Here is a 22,434-nt window from a genome sequence, read left to right as displayed (position 1 = left end):
CGGTGGAACGCGCCACCCTTGTAGACACAGCGGCCCGCGAACCAACGGGTCCGGCGGACGACGTCCGGTACGAGGGGTACGAACGTCCACCGCCCCGGAAATCTCTAGTTGGGCCGGCGCCACACAAGCCGGCCGGAGGGAAAGCGATGGGTAGGACACTCGCGGAGAAGGTCTGGGACGACCATGTCGTCCGGCGCGCCGAGGGCGAGCCCGACCTCCTCTTCATCGATCTGCACCTGCTGCACGAGGTGACCAGCCCGCAGGCCTTCGACGGTCTGCGTCAGGCGGGGCGCCCGGTGCGCCGCCTCGACCTCACCATCGCCACCGAGGATCACAACACCCCGACCCTCGACATCGACAAGCCCATCGCGGACCCGGTCTCCCGGGTCCAGCTGGAGACGCTGCGCAAGAACGCCGCCGAGTTCGGCGTACGACTGCACTCGCTGGGCGACGTCGAGCAGGGCGTGGTGCACGTGGTGGGACCGCAGCTGGGTCTGACCCAGCCGGGCACCACCGTGGTCTGCGGTGACTCGCACACCTCCACGCACGGAGCCTTCGGCGCCCTGGCGTTCGGCATCGGCACCTCGCAGGTCGAGCATGTGCTGGCCACCCAGACGCTGCCGCTGGCCCGCCCGAAGACCATGGCCATCACCGTCGACGGCGAGCTGCCCGACGGCGTCAGCGCCAAGGACCTGATCCTGGCGATCATCGCCAAGATCGGTACGGGTGGCGGCCAGGGCTACATCCTGGAATACCGCGGCTCCGCCATCGAGAAGCTCTCGATGGAGGCCCGGATGACCATCTGCAACATGTCGATCGAGGCCGGCGCCCGCGCGGGCATGATCGCCCCCGACGAGACCGCCTTCGCGTACCTCAAGGGCCGCGCCCACGCCCCCGAGGGCGAGGAGTGGGACGCCGCTGTCGCGTACTGGAAGACCCTGAAGTCCGATGACGACGCCGAATTCGACGCGGAGGTCGTCATCGACGCCGCCTCCCTGTCGCCGTTCGTCACCTGGGGCACCAACCCCGGCCAGGGCGCGCCGCTTTCGGCGAACGTCCCCGACCCGGCTTCGTACGAAGACGCTTCGGAGCGCCACGCCGCCGAAAAGGCCCTGGAATACATGGGGTTGACCGCCGGGCAGCCGCTGCGCGACATCAAGGTCGACACCGTCTTCGTAGGTTCGTGCACCAACGGCCGTATCGAGGACCTGCGGGCGGCCGCCGAGATCGTCGAGGGCCGCAAAGTCGCCGACGGCGTACGGATGCTGGTCGTCCCCGGCTCCGCGCGGGTCGGTCTCCAGGCCGTCTCCGAGGGCCTGGACGTGGTCTTCAAGGAGGCCGGCGCCGAATGGCGGCACGCGGGCTGCTCGATGTGCCTGGGCATGAACCCCGACCAGCTGGCCCCCGGTGAGCGCTCCGCGTCCACCTCCAACCGCAACTTCGAGGGCAGGCAGGGCAAGGGCGGCCGTACGCACCTGGTCTCGCCGCAGGTCGCCGCCGCGTCGGCGGTCCTCGGCCACCTGGCCTCCCCGGCCGACCTGTCCGACGCCCCTGTGCCCGCTGGAGTCTGAGAGCCATGGAAGCATTCACCACGCACACCGGCCGGGCCGTCCCGCTGCGCCGCAGCAACGTCGACACCGACCAGATCATCCCCGCCCACTGGCTCAAGAAGGTGACCAGGGACGGCTTCGAGGACGGTCTCTTCGAGGCCTGGCGCAAGGACCCGTCCTTCATCCTCAACCAGCCCGAGCGCAAGGGCGCCACGGTGCTGGTGGCGGGTCCCGACTTCGGTACGGGCTCCTCCCGCGAGCACGCCGTCTGGGCGCTCCAGAACTACGGCTTCAAGACCGTGATCTCGTCCCGGTTCGCGGATATCTTCCGCGGCAACTCGCTCAAGAACGGCCTGCTCACGGTGGTTCTGGAGCAGAAGATCGTGGACGCGCTCCAGGAGCTGTCGGAGAAGGACCCGCAGGCCGAGATCACGGTCGACCTGGAGGCCCGTGAGGTGCGCGCCGAGGGCGTCACCGCCGCCTTCGAGCTCGACGAGAACGCCCGCTGGCGGCTGCTGAACGGGCTGGACGACATCTCCATCACCCTCCAGAACGAGGGCGACATCGCGGCGTACGAGAGCAAGCGGCCGTCGCACAAGCCGAAGACGCTGCAGGTCTGACGCGCGGGCCGCGACGCGGCCGTGGCAAGACTGATTTCAGCCACCGCAACACCCCTCTGTACCCCCAATCGTGGACGGTTGGGGGTACAGCTGTGTCTGCCCCCGGACGGCTCCAGGGCACCCCGGAGATGACTGTCAACTCCCCTAGTTACAGGGGATGTTGCCTGGGTACACGCATGTGGGCGCCGCTTCCGGCCGGGGTGCTCAGCAGGCCTTCGGGGTACGGCAGTTACCCCCTGCGCAGGCGACAACTCGCCCCAGATGGCACAATCTGTGCATGGAACACGACGGCCAACTCGAGCTCTACGTGGCAGTCGCGGCCCAACTCAAGGAAGCGCACACAAGAGTGCGCGCACTGCAAGTCCCGGAGGGCGTACGGATGGCGCTGACCCGGAAGCTGCTGGTCATTACGGCCGTGGCCAAGCACGATCTCGCCGACGCGACAAGGCGGCTGGAGCGGTTCACCACCGACCTCGACGAGGGTCGATTCCTCGAAGGGGAACGCTGAGGAACTCCGCTGCGGCCCGAGTTCGTTGCGGCACAAGGGTGATTAGCCCGTTTCGTGTTTGATTTGCGGTATATATCTGCCTAACGTGCGAAAAAGCTTGAACGCATTCGTTCGGGCAATGTCTCCGAAGGGGAAGACGTGAACAAGGCGCAGCTCGTAGAAGCGATTGCCGACAAGGTCGGCGGGCGTCAGCAGGCCGCCGACGCGGTCGACGCGGTACTGGACGCCATCGTCCGTGCGGTTGTCGGCGGAGACCGGGTCTCGGTCACCGGCTTCGGTTCCTTCGAGAAGGTTGACCGTCCCGCTCGTTACGCCCGCAACCCGCAGACGGGTGAGCGTGTCCGGGTCAAGAAGACCTCCGTCCCCCGCTTCCGCGCGGGCCAGGGCTTCAAGGACCTGGTGAGCGGCTCGAAGAAGCTCCCGAAGAACGATGTCGCGGTCAAGAAGGCCCCGAAGGGCAGCCTCTCCGGCGGAGCTTCGGCCACGGTGAAGAAGGCCGCGGCCAAGAAGGCCACCACCGCCAAGAAGGCGACCGCCAGGAAGACCGCGGTGGCGAAGAAGACGGTCGCGAAGAAGACCACCGCCGCCGCGAAGAAGACCACGGCGAAGAAGACGACCGCGAAGAAGACCACCGCGGCCGCCAAGAAGACCGCGGCGAAGACGACCGCGGCCAAGAAGACCACGGCCAAGAAGGCCCCGGCGAAGAAGGCCACCGCCAAGAAGGCCCCCGCCAAGAAGTCGACGGCTCGCAAGACCACCGCCAAGAAGGCCACCGCCCGCTAGAAGCCGGGCGCAGCGGTACCTCACGCGCCGGGCCGGGCTCCCACCGGGAGCCCGGCCCGCGGCGTGTTCAGAACGTCTGCAGGGTGATCAGGGTGATCCGGCGCCCCTCACCCTCCCCCTCGGTCTCGATCCGCACGCGCTGCCCGGGCCGCAGCAGCCGCAGCCCGCCGGCTTCGAACGCCGCCCCGTCGAAGGGCACCGGGGTGCCGTCGTCGAGCAGCACCTGTCCGCTGCGGGTCTCGGGGTCGTACGTGTACGAGGTCGCCTGCATGGGGGCAGCCTACTGACCCCGCCGCGCCGAGCGCCGGGCGAGGGACGCGGTGACGCCGGGCCTCGCGGCGGGTCAGGAAGTGCCGGAAGCGAAGTGCCGGAAGTGAAGTGCCGGAAGTGCCGGGAAGTCCCGGCCGGCCACGGACGGCCCAACGGCGGGACATCGGCACACGGTCAGGACATCGGTCCGCGGCCGGGGAACCCGCCCCCCCGGCTAACCGGACCCCTTCGGGGAACCCGATCGCTCCGGCGAACCCGACCGCTCCGGTGAACCGGCCCGCTCTCGGTGAACCGGCGTCCCGCCCGGGAACCTACTGCCCGGGAATCAGCAGCCGCGCAGCCGCCGCGGCCGTGCGCGGCCCCACGCCGAGTGTCAGCGCCGCCCGCAGATCGTCCCGGGTGTCCACGTCCTGGCGTACCGAATCCACCGCGTCGAGACGCAGTTCCGCGGCTCCCGACGCGCGATGGCGGGCGCGGGAATCGCCGCCGAAAGCGGGGAGCAATTCCAGGCCCGGGGAAGCGGCCAGGAGAGTGGTGCCGATTGCAGCCGCATCGGCCAGAAAAGCGCGCGGGAATTCGGCGGCGGCGGCCAGCACCCGGGCCAATTCCAAAGGCCGCAGAGCGGGCAGATCGGCGTTCAGGGCCGCAACGGAACTTTCGGGATCCCGGGACCGTACGACCGCCGCGCCGTGCGCCAGCGCCGCGTTGAGGCCGCCTCCCGGTTCGTCCGCGACGATGCGCGCGCCCAGCGCGGACAGCTCCCGCCCGGCCAGGGCGTCACCCGTGACGACCGCCACATCCCGGACCGCGGCGCAGGCCAGTGCCGCTGCCACGGTGTCCTGCGCGAACGCGAGGGCGAGGCCGGGGCGCAGGACGTCCGAGGCCGTGTCCGCCAGCCTGCTCTTGGCCCGGGCCAAAGGTTTGAGGGGTACGACCACAGTCCACCGCACGAGCGCTCCGCCCTCTCCAGTCACGCCTTATTGTGACCCGGTCACCCTGGCGGTCCGGACGCCGGGGCGTACGGTGTTCTCGACAGACAGGCGGCCTGGAGCGACACTTGTGCGGCCCCCCAGGCTCTAGAGGAAGGTGGCCGCGTGCCCCGCCGCAGAATCGGCTTCTGGTACCGCTTCGCAGCGGTTCTCTGCAAACCGCCGCTGGTGCTTCTGATCAAGCGGGACTGGCGCGGAATGGAGAACATTCCGGCCGAGGGCGGATTTATCACCGCGGTGAACCACAATTCCCACGTGGACCCGTTCGCGTATGCGCACTACCAGTACAACACCGGGCGTGTTCCGCGCTTCCTGGCGAAGGCCGGTCTTTTCAAGAAGGGATTCGTCGGTGCCGCGATGCGCGGCACCGGACAGATTCCCGTCTACCGCGAGAGCACCGACGCGCTGAGCGCCTTCCGGGCCGCGATCGACGCCGTGGAACGCGGTGAGTGCGTCGCGTTCTACCCCGAGGGCACGCTCACCCGGGACCCCGACGGCTGGCCGATGACCGGCAAGACCGGTGCGGCGAGGGTCGCCCTGGAGACCAAGTGCCCGGTGATTCCGGTCGCCCAGTGGGGCGCCAACGAACTGCTGGCCCCGTACGCCAAGAAGCCCGACATCCTTCCGCGCAAGACCCACCGCGTGCTCGCGGGCCCGCCGGTGGACCTCTCGCGCTTCTACGACCGGGAGATGAGTCCGGACCTCCTGAAGGAGGCCACCGAGGTCATCATGGCCGCCGTCACCGCGCAGCTGGAGCTGATCCGCGGCGAGAAGGCGCCCGAGAACGTGTACGACCCGCGCGAGGTGCGGATCGCGCAGCGCCGCAGGGCCGCGGCCAAGTCGAAAGCACAGCAGGAAGAAGGGCAGGGCACGTGAGCAAGCCGGTCAAGGCGGCCGTCTTCGGGACCGGATCGTGGGGTACGGCCTTCGGCATGGTGCTGGCCGACGCGGGGTGCGACGTCACTCTGTGGGCGCGCCGTCCCGAACTCGCCGACGCGGTCAACTCCACGCGGATGAACCCGGACTACCTCCCGGGCATCGAACTGCCCGAGAACCTGCGGGCCACCGCCGACCCGGCCGAGGCCGCGCGCGGCGCCGACTTCACCGTGCTCGCCGTGCCCTCCCAGACGCTGCGCGGGAACCTCGCGGAGTGGGTGCCGCTGCTCGCCCCGGACACGGTGCTCGTCTCGCTCATGAAGGGCGTCGAACTCGGCACCGTGAAGCGGATGAGCGAGGTGATCGAGGAGGTCGCCAAGGTCTCCGCGGACCGCGTCGCCGTCGTCACGGGGCCCAACCTCGCCAAGGAGGTCGCCCAGCGGATGCCGGCGGCCGGCGTCGTCGCCTGCCGCGACGAGGCGGTGGCCCGGCGCATCCAGGCCGCCTGCCACACGCCGTACTTCCGCCCGTACACGAACACCGACGTGGTGGGCTGCGAACTCGGCGGCGCCGTCAAGAACGTGATCGGTCTCGCCGTCGGCATCGCCGACGGCATGGGCCTGGGCGACAACGCCAAGGGCTCGCTCATCACCCGCGGCCTCGCCGAGACCACCCGGCTCGGACTCGTCATGGGCGCGGACCCGATGACGTTCTCCGGCCTCGCGGGCCTCGGCGACCTCGCCGCGACCTGCTCCTCGCCGCTCTCCCGCAACCACACCTTCGGCATCAACCTCGGCAGGGGCATGACCCTCCAGGAGACCATCGCGGTCACCCGGCAGACCGCTGAGGGCGTCAAGTCCTGCGAGTCCGTGCTGGATCTGGCCCGCAGGCACGGTGTCGACATGCCGATCACGGAGACCGTCGTCAGCATCGTCCACGAGGGCAAGCCCCCGGTGGTCGCCCTCAAGGAGCTGATGTCGCGCAGCGCGAAGCCCGAACGCCGCTGATCCGGCCCCGCCGGAGGGCAGGGTGGGCGACGCTCCGCAACGGTGCGTACGACGCTGAGCAACGGCCGCCGTGGGGCGCTGACTCACCGCCGTACCACCGGGTACTCTCAACGCGATATGAGCACCGAGAACCTCCCCCAGAGCCCTGAGCAGCCGCCTCGCAAGCCGCGCGTGGCCGTCGTCTTCGGCGGCCGCAGCTCCGAACACGGGATCTCCGTGGTCACGGCCGGCGCCGTCCTCAGCGCGATCGACCGTACGAAGTACGACGTACTGCCGATCGGCATCACCCAGGACGGCCGTTGGGCGCTCACCGCGGACGAGCCGGAACGCATGGCGATCATCGACCGCAAGCAGCCCAGCGTCGACCAGCTCGCCGAGTCCAGCGAGGGCGGCGTGGTGCTCCCCGTCGACCCCGCCAACCGCGAAGTCGTCTACAGCGAGCCCGGTTCGGTTCCCAAGGCGCTCGGCGAGGTCGACGTCGTCTTCCCGATGCTGCACGGCCCGTACGGCGAGGACGGCACCCTCCAGGGCCTGCTGGAACTGTCCGGGGTCCCCTACGTCGGCTCGGGCGTGCTCGCCTCGGCCGTCGGCCAGGACAAGGACTACATGAAGCGGGTGTTCACCTCGTTCGGCCTGAAGGTGGGCCCGTACGTGGTGATCCGGCCGCGCGAGTGGCAGCAGGACGAGTCCGCCGCCCGCAAGAAGATCGTCGACTTCGCGGGCGAGCACGGCTGGCCGCTGTTCGTGAAGCCCGCGCGCGCGGGTTCCTCCTTCGGCATCACCAAGGTCGACGACCTCTCGGGTCTCGACGAGGCGATCGCGGAGGCCCAGCGGCACGACCCGAAGATCATCGTGGAGGCGCTGCTGCGCGGCCGCGAGATCGAGTGCGGTGTCCTGGAGTTCGAGGACGGGCCGCGCGCCTCGGTGCCCGCGGAGATCCCGCCCGTGCAGGCGCACGCCTTCTACGACTTCGAGGCCAAGTACATCGACTCGGCCGACGGGATCGTGCCCGCGCCGCTCACCGAGGAGCAGACCGCCGAGGTCCGCCGCCTGGCCGTCGAGGCCTTCGAGGCCGCGTCCTGCGAGGGCCTGGTCCGCGCGGACTTCTTCCTCACCGAGGACGGCGAGTTCGTGATCAACGAGATCAACACGATGCCGGGCTTCACGCCGATCTCCATGTACCCGCGGATGTGGCAGGAGACGGGCGTCGGCTACTCGGAGCTCGTCGACCGCCTGGTGCAGGCGGCGCTGCGACGCTCCACGGGGCTGCGCTGAGCATCCCGCGGGACACTGCTGTCAGGAGGCGATCCCCTCGGGGATCGCCTTCTTGACGGAGGCGGCGAGATCGACGAGCACCCCGGAGACATCGTCGCTCCTGGGCACCGTCACCTGGACGTAGGCCAGACGCGAAGCGGTGGTGAGGCGGGTCATTCCGTCGTCCTGCTTCTCCATCAGCCAGTCGACGCCGTTCACACCGCCGCCGACCGCTTTCGGGTCGTCGCCCTTCGCCACCTTCGGGTCGACCATCTTCGGAGGCCGCTCGACACCGCAGCGCAGTATGATCGCCGGGCTTCCCCAGCCCGCGGTCAGCGCGGAACGGGGCTCCGGGTCCTCGCGGCTGTGGCCGTCCAACGTCCGCGGCAGCGCCTTGTCCAGGTTCTGGCACAGCTCGGTGACCTTCGTGTCCGGACTCGGAACCGCGACGGACGCGCTGTCGTCTGCTGAGGAGCAGCCCGCGATCGCGATCAGCGTCGCGAGAGCGGGCAGCCCGAGGAGAGCGGTGCGCCGGTGACGGAAGATGTTCACCGGCCAAGGGTAGACGGGGGCTACAGGTGCACGACCGGGCAGGTCAGGGTGCGGGTGATGCCGTCCACTTGCTGGACCTTGGCGACCACCATGCGACCGAGGTCGTCGACCGTGTCGGCCTGGGCGCGCACGATGACGTCGTACGGTCCTGTCACGTCCTCGGCCTGGATCACCCCCGGGATCTTGCTGATCGTCTCGGCGACGGTCGACGCTTTGCCGACCTCCGTCTGGATCAGGATGTACGCCTGTACCACGGAACCTCCAGGGCGGCCACGAGGATCATGTGGGGAAAAGGAACGCCACGGTATCGCGTTGCCGCTCGCCGCGGGGAGACCCGCGGTGACTGGGGCTTGCGCGCCGGGGTGGACGGACTGCACAAGTTGACGGTCAACTCGACCGTACCGACTACGGAGACGGCTCGCGACCGGGCACGAGCAGCGACAGAGGGAGCACGACGATCATGAAGGGCACCGTGGGCGAGTTGGGGGAGTTCGGGCTCATCCGAGAGCTCACCTCGCGTCTCACCACCACCCCGGCGGTCCGGGTCGGTCCCGGCGACGACGCCGCGGTGGTGGCCGCGCCGGACCGCAGGGTCGTGGCGAGCACCGACATCCTCCTCGAGGGACGGCACTTCCGCCGAGACTGGTCCACGGCGTACGACGTCGGACGCAAGGCGGCCGCGCAGAACCTCGCGGACATCGCCGCGATGGGCGCCGTACCGACCGCGCTGCTGCTCGGCCTGGTCGTACCCGCCGAGCTCCCGGCCACCTGGCCCTCCGAGCTGATGGACGGGCTGCGCGACGAGTGCCAGGTCGCGGGCGCGGCCGTGGTCGGCGGGGATGTCGTACGGGGCGAGACCATCACGATCGCGATCACCGCGCTCGGCGATCTGCGCAACCACGAGCCGGTCACCCGGGCCGGAGCGCAGCCCGGTGACGTCGTCGCCGTGACCGGCTGGCTGGGCTGGTCCGCGGCCGGGTTCGCGGTGCTCTCCCGGGGCTTCCGCTCGCCGCGCGCCTTCGTGGAGGCCCACCGCCGTCCCGAACCGCCGTACCACGCCGGTCCGGCCGCCGCCGGGCTCGGCGCGACCTCGATGACGGACGTCAGCGACGGGCTGATCGCCGACCTCGGCCACATCGCCGAGGCGAGCAAGGTGCGCATCGACGTCCGCTCCGGGGACATCGACATCCCCTCCCAGATGAACGACATCGGTCAGGCCGTCGGCGTCGACCCCATCCAGTGGGTGCTCACCGGCGGCGAGGACCACGCGATCGTCGCGACGTTCCCGCCGGACGTGAAGCTCCCCGCGCGCTGGAAGGTGATCGGCGAGGTCCTCAACCCGTCGGCGCTGCCCCAGGTCACCGTGGACGGCGCCCCCTGGACGAGCAAGGGCGGCTGGGACCACTTCGGGGACATCGAGTCCTGAGGCCGTCGCGCGGGTGGGCCGCCGGTGGCCAACGTGCCGTCCGGCGGACGTACTTCGGGGTCCGGAGGGCGAAATGACGGCGCCCGTCGGCCCGGTGGGCCGTTCGCGGCGGAATGCCGACGGGGAGTGGCCGAGTTGTCCGCGGCCGCCGGGCCCGCACGGGTGGGGCCCGGCCCGCGAAGGACCCGCGCCCGTGGCTCACGGACGCGGATAGTCCCGCAGCTCGATGCCGGTCGCGGCCTTCTCGGTGAGCTTCTTGAAGAAGCCCGCGAGCAGCCGTGAGCTCAGCAGCCGGTACATCAGGTCGCGGCTGCGGATCCTGCGCTCGGTCGCCGGCGCGAAGAAGGGGCCCGCGTTCCCGGAGATCTTCTGGCAGCCCTTGGCGAAGTCCCGGATCCGTGCCTCGTACTCGGCGAACGCGGTGCGGTGGTCGCCGTCCGCCAGCGCCAGTTCACCGGCCAGGACGTACGCCGCCACGATCGCGACGCCGGTCCCCATGCCGCCCATGGTGGCGCCGTACCCGGCGTCCCCGAGCAGCGCCACCCGCCCCCGGGTCAGCCGGTCGACGTGGATCTGGGCGATGGCGTCGAAGTACAGGGTGTCGGTCTCCTCCAGCGCCTTGAGAACACGCGGGGCCTCCCAGCCCATCCCGGCGAACCGCTCGGCCAGGATCCGCTTCTGGGCGGCCACGTCACGCCGGTCGAACTCCAGCTTCTCGGACCGGAAGACGAGCAGCGCGCCCGCCCGGTCCGGATCGCCGTCGTAGTTGCCGATGGCGACCGCCCGGCCCGGCTCGCTGTACAGCCGGCCGGCACGGTCCAGGCCCAGGTCGTTCGGGACGCCGAACCCCGCCACGTAGTGGTCCAGGAAGCGCAGGTGGCGGGACTCGTCGCCGAACACCAGACGTCGGGTGAGGGAGTGCAGTCCGTCGGCGCCCACGACGAGGTCGAAGCGGCGGGGCGCGCCGCGTTCGAAGGTCACGTCGACGCCCTCGGGGGACTCGTCGAGCGTGGCGATCGAGTCGCCGAAGACGTACTCGACGCGGTCCGCGGTGCGCTCGTACATGATCCGGGCCAGATCGCCGCGGAGGATCTCCACGTCACCGCTCATCATCTCGGCCGGCAGAGCGACCCGCGGGGTGCCGTCCGCGTCGACGACGGTCTGCCCGCCCATGCGGGTCTGCCGGGCGTGGATCTCGTCCCAGATCCCCATCGAGGTCAGCACGGTCCGGTGCACATGGCCCCGGAAGTCGACCGCGAACCCGCCCTCACGCAGATCGGGCGCCTTCTCGACGACGGTGACACGGGCGCCGTACCGGGCGAGACCGAGGGCGAGGGCGGGTCCGGCGATGCTGGCGCCGGAGATCAGGACGTGCAGGTGGGCGAGCCTGCCCGTGGGGCTGTCCTTCGGGTTCTTCGTCATGGCCAGGACCTTCGCCTGCGGCGCTGACCGTGCCCCTACCGTTCGCTGACCGCCGCCGCCCCGAGCTTTCGTCCCTCCCGGAAGGCCTTGCCGTACGCCTCCGGGGAGAGCCGCTTTCGTACGCCGTCCGTCGTACGGACGATCTCCGGGTCTCCGTCGGCCGCGCAGCCCCGCAGGACGACGGCCGCGCCAAGCAGGACGGCCGCCCGGGCGGGAGACCCGGCGACGGCGGCCGACGCCTCGGCGACGTCCGCGAGTTCGAGCCCCCCGTGCACCTCGTGGGCGAGGGTGCCGGCCTGGGCGAACCAGTCACGGGCCTCGCCCGCGCGCCCCTCGGCGAGGGCGGTGCGGCCCAGCCCGATGAGGATCCGCACGGACTCGCCGACGCTGAACCAGTTCCCCGCGCACGCCTCCAGGGCGCTTTCGTAGTGCACGCGCGCGTGTGCCGTCTCCCCGCGGAGCCTGGCCGTGTCGCCGAGGCCGCGACGGGCGGCCGCGACCTTGTCCGCCGCACCTGCCGTACGGGCCAGGGAGGCGGCGCGGGTGTAGTGCGCGGCCGCCCCTTCGAGGTCCCCGAGATGCAGCAGGACGGTGGCCCGGCGCTGCAACAGGTCACCGGTCTCCTCCGACGCCGCCAGCGCCCGTACGTAGGTCAGGGCCTCGTCGATCAGCCCCAGGGCACGCCGGTGCTCGCCGCGCACGTCGGCCAGCAGGGCCAGCCAGTCGAGACAGCTGGCCAGGCCCCAGCGGCACCCGGTGGCCCGGAATCCGGTCAGCCCCCGGGCGAAGGCCGCCTCGGCCGCCTCGGGCCGCCCGGCGAACATCTGCTGGAGGCCGTCGCCGAGCTCCAGCAGGGCCAGCCCCCAGGGGGCGTCGCCGACCTGCCGGCGTACCTGGTCGCCGGTGACCCGGCGCGGCCCGTCCGCGACGGACCACAGCACGAGGGCGAAGGGCAGGCGCAGCGGCCCGGTCAGGGTGCCGAGCAGGACGGCGGCCCGGTCCAGGCGCTCCTGCGCGCGGGGATCCTCGCCGTCGCCGGAGACCGTGTTGATCAGGCACAGGACGTACTCCTCCGTCAGCCCCCGCGGAGGAGAGTCGCCGAGGGCCGTCAGCAGCGCGTGGGCGAGCGGCACCTGCTCGCCGTGCAGCCCGCGCAGGCGCCAGAACCAGGACAGGGCGGCCATGAGGAGCAGCGCCCGTCGCGGGTCGGCGCTGACGAGATGGCGCAGGGCCGCGTCCAGGTTTCCGAGCTCCGCGCTCAGCCGGCCCAGCCAGGGGAGCTGTCCGCCGCCCCGCAGACGCGGTTCCGCCTCTTCGGCCAGGCCGAGGAAGTACCCGGCGTGCGCGTCCCGCAGCCGGTCCTCCTCCCCGGCGCTCACCAGGTGTTCGGCGGCGAACGCGCGGATGGTCTCCAGCATCCGGTAGCGCCCGTCGACGGACTCCAGCAGCGACTTCTCCACCAAGGAGGCGAGCAGGTCCTCGGGATACGGCACGGCGCACACGGCCTCCACCGCCGCGAGGGTGGCGCCACCGGAGAACACCGTCAGCCGCCGGGCCAGCTGCCGTTCCTCGTCGTCCAGCAGGTCCCAGCTCCACTCCACGACCGCCCGCAGCGTGCGATGCCGGGGCGCCTTGGTCCGGTCGCCCCGCGAGAGCACGCGGAAGCGGTCGCCGAGACGGTCGGCCAGTTCGTCGGGGGTGAGGGTGCGCAGCCGGGCCGCGGCCAGTTCGACGGCCAGCGGCAGTCCGTCGAGCGCGGCACAGATACCGGCGACGCGCGCGTGCCCCCCGAAGCCGGGCCGCACGGCCGCCGCCCGGTCGAGGAACAGCCGCTCCGCGGCCTCCGGCGGCAGCGCCGGCACCGGGCACAGCAGCTCTCCCGTGATCCCCAGCGACTCCCGGCTGGTCGCGAGGATCCGCACGCCGGGGCACGCGCCGAGCAGCAGGGCGGCCACCCGGGCCACCTCCTCGACCAGGTGCTCGCAGTTGTCCAGCACCAGCAGCAGTTCCCGGTCCTCCAGCGCCGCGAGGAGCCGCGGCGTGGTGTCGCTCGCGGGCGTACGGAATCCCTCGCGGACGCCGAGTGCGGTGAGCACGGCGTACGGGATCCGGGAGCCGTCGGTGAGGTCGGTCAGCTCGACGACGCACACGTCCGCGTACGTGCCGGTGCTCGCCGCCTCGATCGCGAGGCGGGTCTTTCCGGCTCCGCCCGGTCCGGTGAGCGTCACCAGGCGGTCCTGCGCGAGGAGAGTCCGGACCCGCCGGAGTTCCGCGTCGCGGCCGATGAACCGGGTGAGCTGGGCCGGCACGCGCCGCCGAGCCGGCTCCGCGCCCTGGAGCAGCTCCAGGTGGAGTGCGGACAATTCGGGCGAGGGGTCGGTGCCGAGCTCGTCGGCGAGGATGCGTCGGGCCTCCTCGTACACCGTGAGTGCCTCGGCGGGCCGCCCGCCGGCGTGCAGGGCCCGCATCAGCTGTCCGTAGAGACGCTCGCTCAGCGGATGTGACGTGATCCTCTCGCGCAGCTCGGGTACGAGCTCCGGGCCGCCGCCGAGCGCGAGGTCGGCGTCGACGCGGTCCAGGAACGCGGTGAGCCGCAGTTCGTCGAGCCGGGCGACCTGGGCGTGCGCGTCGGGGAGATCGGCGAGGGCGGGGCCCCGCCACAGGGCGAGCGCTTCCCGGAGCAGGTCCGCCGCGGTCATGTGATCGCCGGCCGTGAGGGCGGTGCGCCCTTCGCGGGCCAGGCGCTCGAAGCGGTGGGCGTCCACGGAGTCGGGGGAGACGTCGATGCGGTAACCGGTCGGGGTGGCCCGGATCTCCGGAGGGGTGCCGAGCCGCTTGCGCAGCCGGGAGATCTGGGACTGGAGGGCGTTGGCGGCTCCGGCCGGCGGCTCGGCACCGTACAGGCCGTCGGTCAGGCGCTCCGTGGAGACCGTCCGCCCCGCGTGGAGGAGCAGCAGGGTCAGCAGGGCACGGGGCCGCGGCCCGCCGGGGTCCAGCGGGCCGCCGTCCTCGGTACGGATGTCGAGGGGGCCCAGGATGCCGAAGCGCATTGGGCAGATTCTGGCAGCCGGCGGAACGCCCCTGCCACAGGGAGAGCGGGAGAGCCGCGGCGGATGAAGGCGGCGTGCGAGGGCGGCGTACGAGCGCGGCGCATGAGGGCGGCGTAAGAGGGCAGCAAAAAACCCGCCCACCGTGAGGTGGACGGGCTCAGTGCAAACGAACCAGCAGTGGCCGCGCGCTAGCGGTTGTCAGCGCGTGACCTTGCCGGCCTTGATGCACGAGGTGCAAGCGTTCACGCGCTTCGGCGTCCCGCCCACCACGGTACGGACGCGCTGGATGTTGGGGTTCCAGCGACGCGGTGTACGGCGGTGCGAGTGCGAGATGTTGTTGCCGAAGCCCGGCCCCTTGCCGCAGACGTCGCAGTTGGCAGCCACGGGTCACTCCAAAGACTTCAGATGCACTTACGGTTGATCCCGGCATGCCGAGAATCAAGATCTAGGATCTGAGTGGCGGTGCCAGGAGGATGGCCCGATCGGATCGGGCAACTGGAGCAGCATACAACGACTGCGTCCGGAGAACGAAACTACCATGACCGGCCGGGCTGCCACGCTGCCCTCCTCGGGGCCCCCTACCGGCAGTAACCCCTTCTGGGTCTACGCTGCGTCCCACGTCCGGCAGCTCAAGGGAGGCGCAGGTGCCGCAGGTACCGCAGACATTCGATGCTCTCGCGGTGCGCACCTGGTGCGGGCTCGCGCTGGAGGCCCTGGGCCGCGCGCGCGAGGAGATCGACGCGATCAATGTCTATCCGGTCGCCGACGGGGACACCGGGACGAATCTCTATCTGACGGTGGAGTCCGCGGCGGCGGCGGTCGAGGCGGTGTTCGCGGGGTACGAGGCGGTGGACCGGGACGGGACGTCCGTGGCGGTGACCGGACGGCCCTCGCTGGCCGATGCCGCGCGGGCGATGGCGCACGGAGCGCTGATCGGGGCCCGGGGGAACTCCGGAACCATCCTCGCGCAGCTGCTGCGCGGCATGGCACAGGTCCTCGCCGCCGACGGCGAGACCGCTCACACCGACGGCCGGGGCATGCGCCTGGCCCTGCGGAACGCCGCCGACTCCGCGCGCAAGGCCGTCGCGCACCCGGTCGAGGGCACGGTCCTCACCGTCGCCTCGGCCGCCGCCGACGCGGCCTCCGGCGCCGAGGGGGACTGCGGCACGGTCGCGCGCGTGGCCTACGAGGGAGCGTGCGTGGCGCTCACCGCGACCACCGGGCAGCTCGCCGTCCTGGAGAGCGCCGGTGTGGTCGACGCGGGCGGGCGGGGACTGGTGGCGGTGCTCGCGGCGCTGGTGGAGACGTTCACGGGAGAGGCGCCGAGGGCCGACGGCCGCTGGCAGGAGACCGTTCCCGGGGGCACGGGAGCGGTCGGCACGGCGGGCGCCCCTGGGGCCGCGACCGTCGACATCCCGGACGCTCTCACCGGAGTCACCGGAGTCACCGGAGTCACCGGAGTCACCGGAGTCACCGAGGCGGCACCGGGTGGGAGTCCCGGTCCGCATGGGCGCGGGGCCGAAGAGCGGGACGTGGCGACCGGCGACGGGGCGGACGCCTGCGTGAACGGGGCGGCGGAGGAAGGCCATCCCGCCTTCGAGGTGATCTACCTCCTGGAGGCCGAGGACGCCGCCGTGGACCGGCTGCGGGAGCGGCTCGACGGACTCGGCGACTCCCTCGTCGTGGTCGGCGGCGACGGACTGTGGAACGTCCATGTGCACGTGGACGACGCGGGCGCCGCCGTCGAGGCGGGAGTCGAGGCGGGACGGCCGTACCGCATCCGGATCACCCACTTCGGGCTCGGTGACGTCCACACCGGAGCCGGCGCGGGGCGTCCGCCCCGGGAGCGGGCCCAGCGCGCCGTCGTGGCCGTCGTACCCGGCGAGGGCCTGGCCGGGCTGTACACGGAGGCCGGAGCGACCACCGTGCTGGCGCGGCCGGGGGAGCCGCCCGCCAGCGGGGAGCTCGTGGAGGCGGTACGGCGTGCCCACGCGCGTGAGGTGGTGCTGCTGCCCAACGACGCCGACCTGCGGCACACCGCGGCGGCGGCCGCCGAACAGGCCCGCGCCGAGGGCGTCCGGGTCGCGCTGATCCCGACCCGCTCCGCCGTGCAGGGCATCGCGGCGCTGGCCGTGCACGAACCGGAGCGCCGCTTCGACGAGGACGTCGTCGCGATGACCTCGGCGGCGGGCGCCACGCGCTATGCCGAGGTCGCCGTCGCCGAGCGGCAGTCCTGGACCATGGCCGGCATCTGCCAGGCCGGGGACGTCCTCGGCCTCATCGACGGGGATGTCGCCGTCATCGGCGCCGACCTGACCGCCACGGCCGAGACCGTCCTCGACCGCATGCTCGCCGCCGGTGGCGAGATGGTCACGCTCGTCCTCGGCGACGAGGCCCCCGACACCATCGCCGCGCACCTCGAATCCCGCGTACGGGAGTCGTATCTCGCGGTGGACACCGTGGTGTACCGGGGCGGGCGCCAGGGCGCGCTGCTGCTGATCGGGGTCGAGTAGCGGTCGAGTAGCGGCTGCGGGACGCCGCCCGGCGGCCGGTGACCGGAGCCGGTCTCCGTCGTGCCGGCCACGAGACGCCGGGCGGGCTGATCAGACGCTCGCGGGGGCCGGGGTCCGGTGGGGGACCTCCTTGGTCCCGGCGGTCCGGTGGGCGCGTTCGACGGCCTGCCCCCAGTAGGTTCCGGCGACCATGAGCGCGGCACCGAGAGCGGTGAGGACCGTGAGGTGTTCGCCGCCCAGACCGATGCCGACCGCGACGGCCCAGACCGGTTCGGTGCCCAGCAGCAGACTGGCCCGGCTGGCGGAACCGCGCTGCACCGCCCAGGTCTGGGCGAGGAAGGCGAACACGCTGCAGAACAGGGCGAGATAGAGGAGCTGCGACCAGCCCGCCGCGTCGATCCCGCCCAGTGCCGGCAGGATGCCGGCGACGGGCACCGCGAACAGGACGGTGCCGACGACCGTCTGCACCGTCGTGACGTGCAACGGCCGTACGGAGCGACGGGCGGTGAGCCGTCCCACGAGGGCGACGTGGGCCGCGCGGACCAGTGCGGCGGCGAGCATCAGCAGGTCACCGATCCGGGGCGAGTGGAAGCCGCTGCCGGACATCAGGAGTCCGACGGCCACGAGACACAGGCCGGTGGCGGCGAAGTAGCGCGGGGGCAGCCCCCTCCCACCGGCCGTGCGGTCCAGCAGCGGGGTGATGACGACGGTGAGGCTGATGATCAGGCCCGCGTTCGCCGCGCTGGTGTGCGCGACACCGTACGTCTCCAGCACCAGGACGGCTGCCTGCGTGACGCCCAGTACCGCCCCCACACCGAGCTCGTCGCGCGTGAAGCGCCGGGTTCGGCGCCGGGCGGCGACGAGGGCGAGGCAGGCGACGGCCGAGATGCCGTACCGCGCGAACAGGACGAGCAGGACGGGGAGCGCCGAAGTGGCGGTCTTCGCGGCCAGATAGCTGGAACCCCAGACGGCGGCGACAAGGAGGAGCACTGCGTCAGTGCTGCGGACTCGGGACACGCCCCACACGCTTCCCCACATCGACCGTGAAGCCCAGAGCGAAGTTCTTCAACAGCTTTTAAGCATCACTACAATGACCAGGTGAACGAGCGGCAGCTACGGATCTTGCGGGAACTCGGTGAGCTGGGAAGTGTCACCGCCGTGGCGGAGGCGCTGCTGATGACACCCTCGGCGATCTCGCAGCAACTCCGGCTGCTGCAGCGCTCGATCCCCGTCCCGCTCACCGAACGCGACGGACGGCGGCTGGCGCTGACCGACGCCGGGCGGGCGCTGGCCGGTGCGGCGATCGAGGTGGAGACCGCCCTCGCCCGGGCACGGCACACCGTCGACGAGTTCGTCGACGAGCCGGCCGGAGACGTGTCGGTGGCGGCCTTCCACAGCGCGGCCTCCACGTTCTTCCCGGTCCTGCTGCGCGGCCGGGCCGCCGGGGACCCGCGGCTCCTGCTCGCCGACGAGGACGTCGCGCAGGACCACTTCCCCCGGCTGACGCGGGACTACGACCTCGTACTCGCCCATCACCTCGCGCAGGCGCCGCCCTGGCCGCGCACCGTCACCGCCACCACGCTGCTGCGCGAACCGCTCGACGTCGCCATGCCCGCCGACCACCCGCTGGCCCGGCACGAGCGCCTGACCCCGCGTGATGTCGCGGACCGGCCCTGGATCACCGTGCACGACGGCTTCCCGCTGATGGCCACCATCGACGCCATCGCGACCGCCGCGAACCGGCGGCTCGACATCGTCCACCGCATCAACGAATTCGCGGTCGTCGCGGAGACGGTCGCCGCGGGAGGCGGGCTCGCCCTGATGCCCCGCTGGACCACGCGCCCGCATCCCGCCCTGGTCCTCAGACCGCTCAGCGGGGTCCACGCCGTACGGCGCATCGACGTGCTCCACCGCCCCGAACGCGTGGCACGGAAGGCCGTACGGACGGTGCTCGACGAACTGCGCCGCGCCGCCGAGACGATCCGCGGCGGCGACGAGGACGCCGACACCACCGGGACTTCCGCCACCGGCCCGCCATAGGCCTGCCCCCGAGGCCCGTGATCCCGAAACAGCGGACACCGGCGTCAGCGCCGGCGGCGTGCCATTCGGCGCGACCGGGGTCTCCGCCGCCGGTGGGCCGTGAGACTCGGGACCGAGGGCCGTGGTTGCGGGAAGGCGCGGAGGTGGTCGGTAGGGGTGGGCTGCGGATTCGTGGTTTTCGGCGTGGCCGGGGCCTCTGCCGGCGATGGGCCTTGAGGCTTGGGACCGAGGTTCGTGGTTGTGGGAAGGCGCGGAGGGTCGGTAGGGGTGGGGCTGCGATTCTTGGAGTTCGGTGCGGCAGGGGTCTTGCCAGCGGTGGGCCGTGAGGCTGGGACCGAGGGCCGTGACCTCGGAGACGTGCGGACCTGGCCGGCCGGGGTGGCGATGTGGATTCCGGCGCCGTCGGGACCTCCGCGCCGTGCACTCCGATGGCGGGGGCGCGGAGACTCCGCGCCCCCGCACCTCAGGCCTTGCCGGCCCTCTCCATGAGCTCCAGCATCCGCTCGGCCTCGGTCCGCCGCGCCTCCGCGGCCTCCCCGTCGAGCCGTGCGCACGCGGCGAGCACAGCTCGTGCGCGCGCCGCCGCGGCCTCGTGCCGTCCCAGGTCGGCCTCCAGCCAGCCGGCCGCCAGCTCGGCACCCGTCCGGGCGTCGAGCAGGGCGTCCCCGAGGGAGCCGAACACGGGGATCGCCCGGGTGACGTGCCCGAGGGCCTCCTCGAACGCGTCCCGCGCGGCGGCCTCCTCCGCGTCGTCCGGCACGGAGCGGGCCACCAGATCCCCGAACTGGCGGTGGGTGTGCCCGAGTTCGGCGACGATACGGCGACGCGTGTCCTCGCCCTCGTCCCCGGTCTCGTCCCCGGCCTCGCGCCCGTGTCCGTGCTCGTCCCTGATCTCCGGCCCGGCCCCGGTCCCGGTCCCGTCCTCGTCCCTGGCCTCGGGCGAGTCGTCCGGTGAGCCCGCGGCGGACACCCGGGCCTCCACCGCCGACTCGCACTCCAGGACCGCCGCTCCCATCAGCTCCCGCGCCCCGTCGAGCCCCTCGTCCAGCCGGGCCGCGGCCCAAGCGCGTGCCCGGAGCGCCCGGACCAGGCCGTGGACGTTGCCCAGCTCGCGCCAGAGATCGCCCGCACGGGCGTACGCCTGATCCGCCTGGGCGGTCAGTCCTGCATGCCCGAGGGCCTCGGCCGCGAGGTGCGCCAGCATCGCGTGGTCGCGCTGCTCGGGCCAGTGCCGGGCGATGTCCGCGGCGCGCAGCCAGTGCTCGGCCGCCTCGCGGTGTTCGCCGAGCTCGGTGAGGCAGTCGCCGAGCCACCAGCGCGTCTGCACGATCGCGCCGTCGCCGTGCATCTCACCGGTCAGATCGGGCAGAGCCGACTCCAGGATCTCGGCGGCCTCCGCCCACCGCCCCTGGCGGAGCAGGAAGCCACCGAGCTGGTGACGGGCCCAGGCCCCGAGCGTGGCGGCCTCGCCCGCTTCGTCGGCCCAGTGCGCGGACTCAAGGGCGTGCTCCGAGGCGGGGCCGAACCGTCCGGTGGAGGCGAGGATCTCGGCGAGCCGGAGATGCAACTGGGCATGGCCGGTCGGCTCCAGGTAAGAACCTCCGTGCTCCAGCGCGGCCCGCGCCGACCGCTCCGCCGCCTCCATGTCGCCGAGGTGCATCGCGATCCCGGCGAGCCGGGAGTCGTACTCGACGGCGAACCACGGCAGCCCCGCCGCCACGAACCCCTCGACGGCGCGCGAGAGCAGTTCGGCGGCCGCCTCGGCGTCGTCGGCGCGCGCCGCGAGCTCCCCGAGCATCGCGTACGCCTCGGCCGCCCGCGAGGCCAGTGCCACGTCGTCCCCGGCATGCGGCTCCGCGAGGGCCAGCAGCTCCCGCGCGGCCTCCTCCGCGACGACCATGACGTCGCCCTCCGAGTCGGTGGCGGTGCCGGGGCCCGAGAGGGGCTCGCTCTCCGCCCCGGCCTCCACCTCGTCCACCCGGTGCATCAGCGTCCGCGCCCGTCCCACCAGGACGGACGCCGTCTGCGACACCTCCGTCCCGCCCTCCGCGAAGAGGACCAGCACCCGTTCGCGCAGCTCGGCGACGGTGTCCAGGGCTCCCGCGGCCCCGCCGGACAGCGCGTGGACGTACGCGGCGCGGGCGCGGGCCGCCAGCGCCTCGCCGGGGTCGCCCGCCTCGGCGTACAGCTCGGCGGCCCGGTGGAACAGGTCGACGCCCTGCGGCCCCCGGCCCATCGCCGCGTGATCGGCGATCTCCGCGCGGTCGCGGACGTCCAGCTCGTGGCCCTCGGAGGCGCGCGAGACCGCCGCCCACGCCTCCACCGCGTCCGGGCTCCGGCGCGCCGAGAGCCGCCGGGCCTCGACGAGCAGCTCGGACAGGCCGGGCCCGGCGGCCCCGGCCGACTCGGCGCCTGCCTGCGGCAGGGGAGCGGCGGCCGTCGACGGTGCGTGACGCGCGGTGCCCCGCGGGCGCGCTGAGCGCACACCCAGGGGCAGCCGGTCGACGAGCGGCGTCTGATCCATGCGCGCACGGGCGCGCTCGCTGACGTACGACGTGCCGTTGCGGGCGTCGAACCGCCCGGCCAGCGCGAGCGCCTCCCCGCGCGCGTGCACGGCGAGTTCCCCCGCGGTCCACACGCGACCGGTGGGCCCGGGAACCGTCTGCCCGCCGAGCCCGAGGGCGGTCAGGCGGGCCGTCGTGAGCGCCACGACGGCCATGAAGTCCAGCTTGCTGCGCGGGTCCCCGGAGTCCGTGAAGTAGGCCGGGCGCTCCGCGAGCAGTTCCAGGGCGCGTGCCTCGTTGCCGGTGAGGGCGCAGAACTCCACATGGTCCGCGTACGCGCCGCGCATGCTCTCCATGGCGCGCACCAGCCGGAAACCCCGCAGATGGTGGGCGCGCGCCTCGTCGGCACGCCCCAGGCGCAGCAGCGGCAGCAGGGAGGACGCGAGGACGGTGTGCGGCTCATGGGCGCAGGTGTACTCGCCCTCCAGGACCGGCGCCCACAGCTCCAGTGCCTCCGGGTCCGCGCCGCGCACAGCCCGCCACCACCCCTGCCCGTGCAGCTCGCACGCGTGGCAGTCGGCCATGGAGTCGCGGTCCGCGGCCAGCCAGGCGGTGTACGCCCGCTCGGCGCGCTCCACGTCGCCCAGGTGGGCGGCGACACTGAACTCGGCGCTGCGCACGGCCCGTTCGGAGTGGCCGGCGAGACGGTAGCGGTGCTCCATCTCGCCGAGCCACTTCTCTATGGAGGCGAGCGGAACGTGCGGCTGGTCGAGCATGCCCGCCGACATCCACTTGAAGACCCAGTGCAGGGAGTGGATCTCGAACTCGTCGAAGTCCTCGGGCCGTTCGTCCCACATGCGCAGCAGCCGCGCGAAGGGGACGAACATCTTCCCCTTCTCGGAGCTGTAGTTGTAGACCTTCAGCTGGTGCCCGAGCGCCTCGATGACGGCGAGCGGGATGTTCAGCTTCTCGGCCTCCACGAGCAGCTGCTCCGCGCGCGCGTTGCGGCCCGGCCCCTCCGGCTGCTCGTAGTTGTCCGCCATCGCCCGGCGCAGCGTGTCGAAGTCCAT

At 72.4% G+C, this 22,434-nt stretch carries 19 protein-coding genes; 10 read left to right on the top strand and 9 right to left on the bottom strand.

Annotated elements, in window-relative coordinates; genetic code table 11:
* The first annotated feature begins 146 nt into the window (after nucleotides 1-146).
* The 4 genes from leuC (at nucleotide 147) to OOK38_RS05405 (ending at nucleotide 3,461) form a co-directional block, all read left to right on the top strand.
* Nucleotides 147-1,571, top strand: a complete 1,425-nt coding sequence (leuC, locus tag OOK38_RS05420; RefSeq protein WP_266763142.1) for a 3-isopropylmalate dehydratase large subunit — start codon at nucleotides 147-149, stop codon at nucleotides 1,569-1,571.
* 5 nt (nucleotides 1,572-1,576) lie between these two features.
* Nucleotides 1,577-2,170, top strand: a complete 594-nt coding sequence (leuD, locus tag OOK38_RS05415) for a 3-isopropylmalate dehydratase small subunit (protein WP_266763143.1) — start codon at nucleotides 1,577-1,579, stop codon at nucleotides 2,168-2,170.
* 277 nt (nucleotides 2,171-2,447) lie between these two features.
* Complete coding sequence (locus OOK38_RS05410; protein WP_266763144.1) at nucleotides 2,448-2,678, top strand: hypothetical protein; 231 nt, start codon at nucleotides 2,448-2,450, stop codon at nucleotides 2,676-2,678.
* A 138-nt stretch (nucleotides 2,679-2,816) separates the two neighbouring features.
* Nucleotides 2,817-3,461, top strand: coding sequence for an HU family DNA-binding protein (locus OOK38_RS05405; protein ID WP_266763145.1), 645 nt, complete (start codon nucleotides 2,817-2,819; stop codon nucleotides 3,459-3,461).
* Between the two features lie 67 nt (nucleotides 3,462-3,528).
* On the opposite strand, the gene OOK38_RS05400 is transcribed toward OOK38_RS05405, so the two are convergent.
* Nucleotides 3,529-3,732, bottom strand: coding sequence for a hypothetical protein (locus tag OOK38_RS05400; RefSeq protein ID WP_266763146.1), 204 nt, complete (start codon nucleotides 3,730-3,732; stop codon nucleotides 3,529-3,531).
* Nucleotides 3,733-4,042: 310 nt separating this feature from the next.
* Complete coding sequence (cofC, locus tag OOK38_RS05395) at nucleotides 4,043-4,681, bottom strand: 2-phospho-L-lactate guanylyltransferase (RefSeq protein WP_266763147.1); 639 nt, start codon at nucleotides 4,679-4,681, stop codon at nucleotides 4,043-4,045.
* Between the two features lie 144 nt (nucleotides 4,682-4,825).
* Here cofC and OOK38_RS05390 point away from each other — a divergent pair, with 144 nt between their 5' ends.
* The 3 genes from OOK38_RS05390 (at nucleotide 4,826) to OOK38_RS05380 (ending at nucleotide 7,878) form a co-directional block, all read left to right on the top strand.
* Entirely contained in the window at nucleotides 4,826-5,596 is a 771-nt protein-coding gene (locus OOK38_RS05390; RefSeq protein WP_266763148.1) for a 1-acyl-sn-glycerol-3-phosphate acyltransferase, read from the top strand.
* On the top strand, nucleotides 5,593-6,603 hold the full coding sequence (locus OOK38_RS05385; RefSeq protein ID WP_266763149.1) for an NAD(P)H-dependent glycerol-3-phosphate dehydrogenase: 1,011 nt from the start codon (nucleotides 5,593-5,595) through the stop codon (nucleotides 6,601-6,603). Before OOK38_RS05390 ends, OOK38_RS05385 begins: the two co-directional genes overlap by 4 nt.
* Nucleotides 6,604-6,720: 117 nt before the next feature.
* Nucleotides 6,721-7,878: a D-alanine--D-alanine ligase family protein gene (locus tag OOK38_RS05380; protein WP_266763150.1), complete on the top strand. Its 1,158-nt coding sequence runs from the start codon at nucleotides 6,721-6,723 to the stop codon at nucleotides 7,876-7,878.
* 21 nt (nucleotides 7,879-7,899) lie between these two features.
* Here OOK38_RS05380 and OOK38_RS05375 read toward each other — a convergent pair whose 3' ends face one another.
* Complete coding sequence (locus OOK38_RS05375) at nucleotides 7,900-8,409, bottom strand: DUF3515 domain-containing protein (RefSeq protein ID WP_266763151.1); 510 nt, start codon at nucleotides 8,407-8,409, stop codon at nucleotides 7,900-7,902.
* A gap of 20 nt (nucleotides 8,410-8,429) precedes the next feature.
* The gene (locus tag OOK38_RS05370; RefSeq protein ID WP_003997603.1) at nucleotides 8,430-8,663 is read right to left on the bottom strand and encodes an Lrp/AsnC family transcriptional regulator; all 234 of its coding nucleotides are present in this window, start codon (nucleotides 8,661-8,663) and stop codon (nucleotides 8,430-8,432) included.
* Between the two features lie 206 nt (nucleotides 8,664-8,869).
* On the opposite strand from OOK38_RS05370, the gene OOK38_RS05365 reads away from it, so the two are divergent.
* Nucleotides 8,870-9,835, top strand: coding sequence for a thiamine-phosphate kinase (locus OOK38_RS05365; RefSeq protein WP_266763152.1), 966 nt, complete (start codon nucleotides 8,870-8,872; stop codon nucleotides 9,833-9,835).
* Between the two features lie 198 nt (nucleotides 9,836-10,033).
* Here OOK38_RS05365 and OOK38_RS05360 read toward each other — a convergent pair whose 3' ends face one another.
* The 3 genes from OOK38_RS05360 to rpmB all read right to left on the bottom strand — a co-directional run bounded on the left by OOK38_RS05360 (nucleotide 10,034) and on the right by rpmB (nucleotide 14,691).
* Nucleotides 10,034-11,257, bottom strand: a complete 1,224-nt coding sequence (locus tag OOK38_RS05360) for an FAD-dependent monooxygenase (protein ID WP_266763153.1) — start codon at nucleotides 11,255-11,257, stop codon at nucleotides 10,034-10,036.
* Nucleotides 11,258-11,292: 35 nt separating this feature from the next.
* Nucleotides 11,293-14,307, bottom strand: a complete 3,015-nt coding sequence (locus OOK38_RS05355; protein ID WP_266763154.1) for a BTAD domain-containing putative transcriptional regulator — start codon at nucleotides 14,305-14,307, stop codon at nucleotides 11,293-11,295.
* Between the two features lie 198 nt (nucleotides 14,308-14,505).
* On the bottom strand, nucleotides 14,506-14,691 hold the full coding sequence (gene rpmB / locus OOK38_RS05350; RefSeq protein ID WP_037625034.1) for a 50S ribosomal protein L28: 186 nt from the start codon (nucleotides 14,689-14,691) through the stop codon (nucleotides 14,506-14,508).
* Between the two features lie 260 nt (nucleotides 14,692-14,951).
* On the opposite strand from rpmB, the gene OOK38_RS05345 reads away from it, so the two are divergent.
* Complete coding sequence (locus OOK38_RS05345; RefSeq protein ID WP_266848173.1) at nucleotides 14,952-16,820, top strand: DAK2 domain-containing protein; 1,869 nt, start codon at nucleotides 14,952-14,954, stop codon at nucleotides 16,818-16,820.
* Between the two features lie 90 nt (nucleotides 16,821-16,910).
* On the opposite strand, the gene OOK38_RS05340 is transcribed toward OOK38_RS05345, so the two are convergent.
* A complete protein-coding gene (locus tag OOK38_RS05340; protein WP_266763156.1) occupies nucleotides 16,911-17,837 on the bottom strand; it encodes a DMT family transporter in 927 nt (308 codons plus the stop codon).
* Between the two features lie 81 nt (nucleotides 17,838-17,918).
* Here OOK38_RS05340 and OOK38_RS05335 point away from each other — a divergent pair, with 81 nt between their 5' ends.
* Nucleotides 17,919-18,860 carry a LysR family transcriptional regulator gene (locus tag OOK38_RS05335; protein ID WP_266763157.1) on the top strand — a complete coding sequence of 314 codons (942 nt, stop codon included), beginning with the start codon at nucleotides 17,919-17,921 and terminating at the stop codon, nucleotides 18,858-18,860.
* 463 nt (nucleotides 18,861-19,323) lie between these two features.
* Here OOK38_RS05335 and OOK38_RS05330 read toward each other — a convergent pair whose 3' ends face one another.
* Nucleotides 19,324-22,434 carry a tetratricopeptide repeat protein gene (locus OOK38_RS05330; protein ID WP_266848171.1) on the bottom strand — a complete coding sequence of 1,037 codons (3,111 nt, stop codon included), beginning with the start codon at nucleotides 22,432-22,434 and terminating at the stop codon, nucleotides 19,324-19,326.

It is taken from the genome of Streptomyces sp. NBC_00568 (assembly GCF_026341855.1).
Lineage (GTDB): Bacteria > Actinomycetota > Actinomycetes > Streptomycetales > Streptomycetaceae > Streptomyces.
The sequence above is the reverse complement of the archived record's forward strand: the minus strand, read 5'-3'. Positions and strand labels throughout refer to the sequence as shown.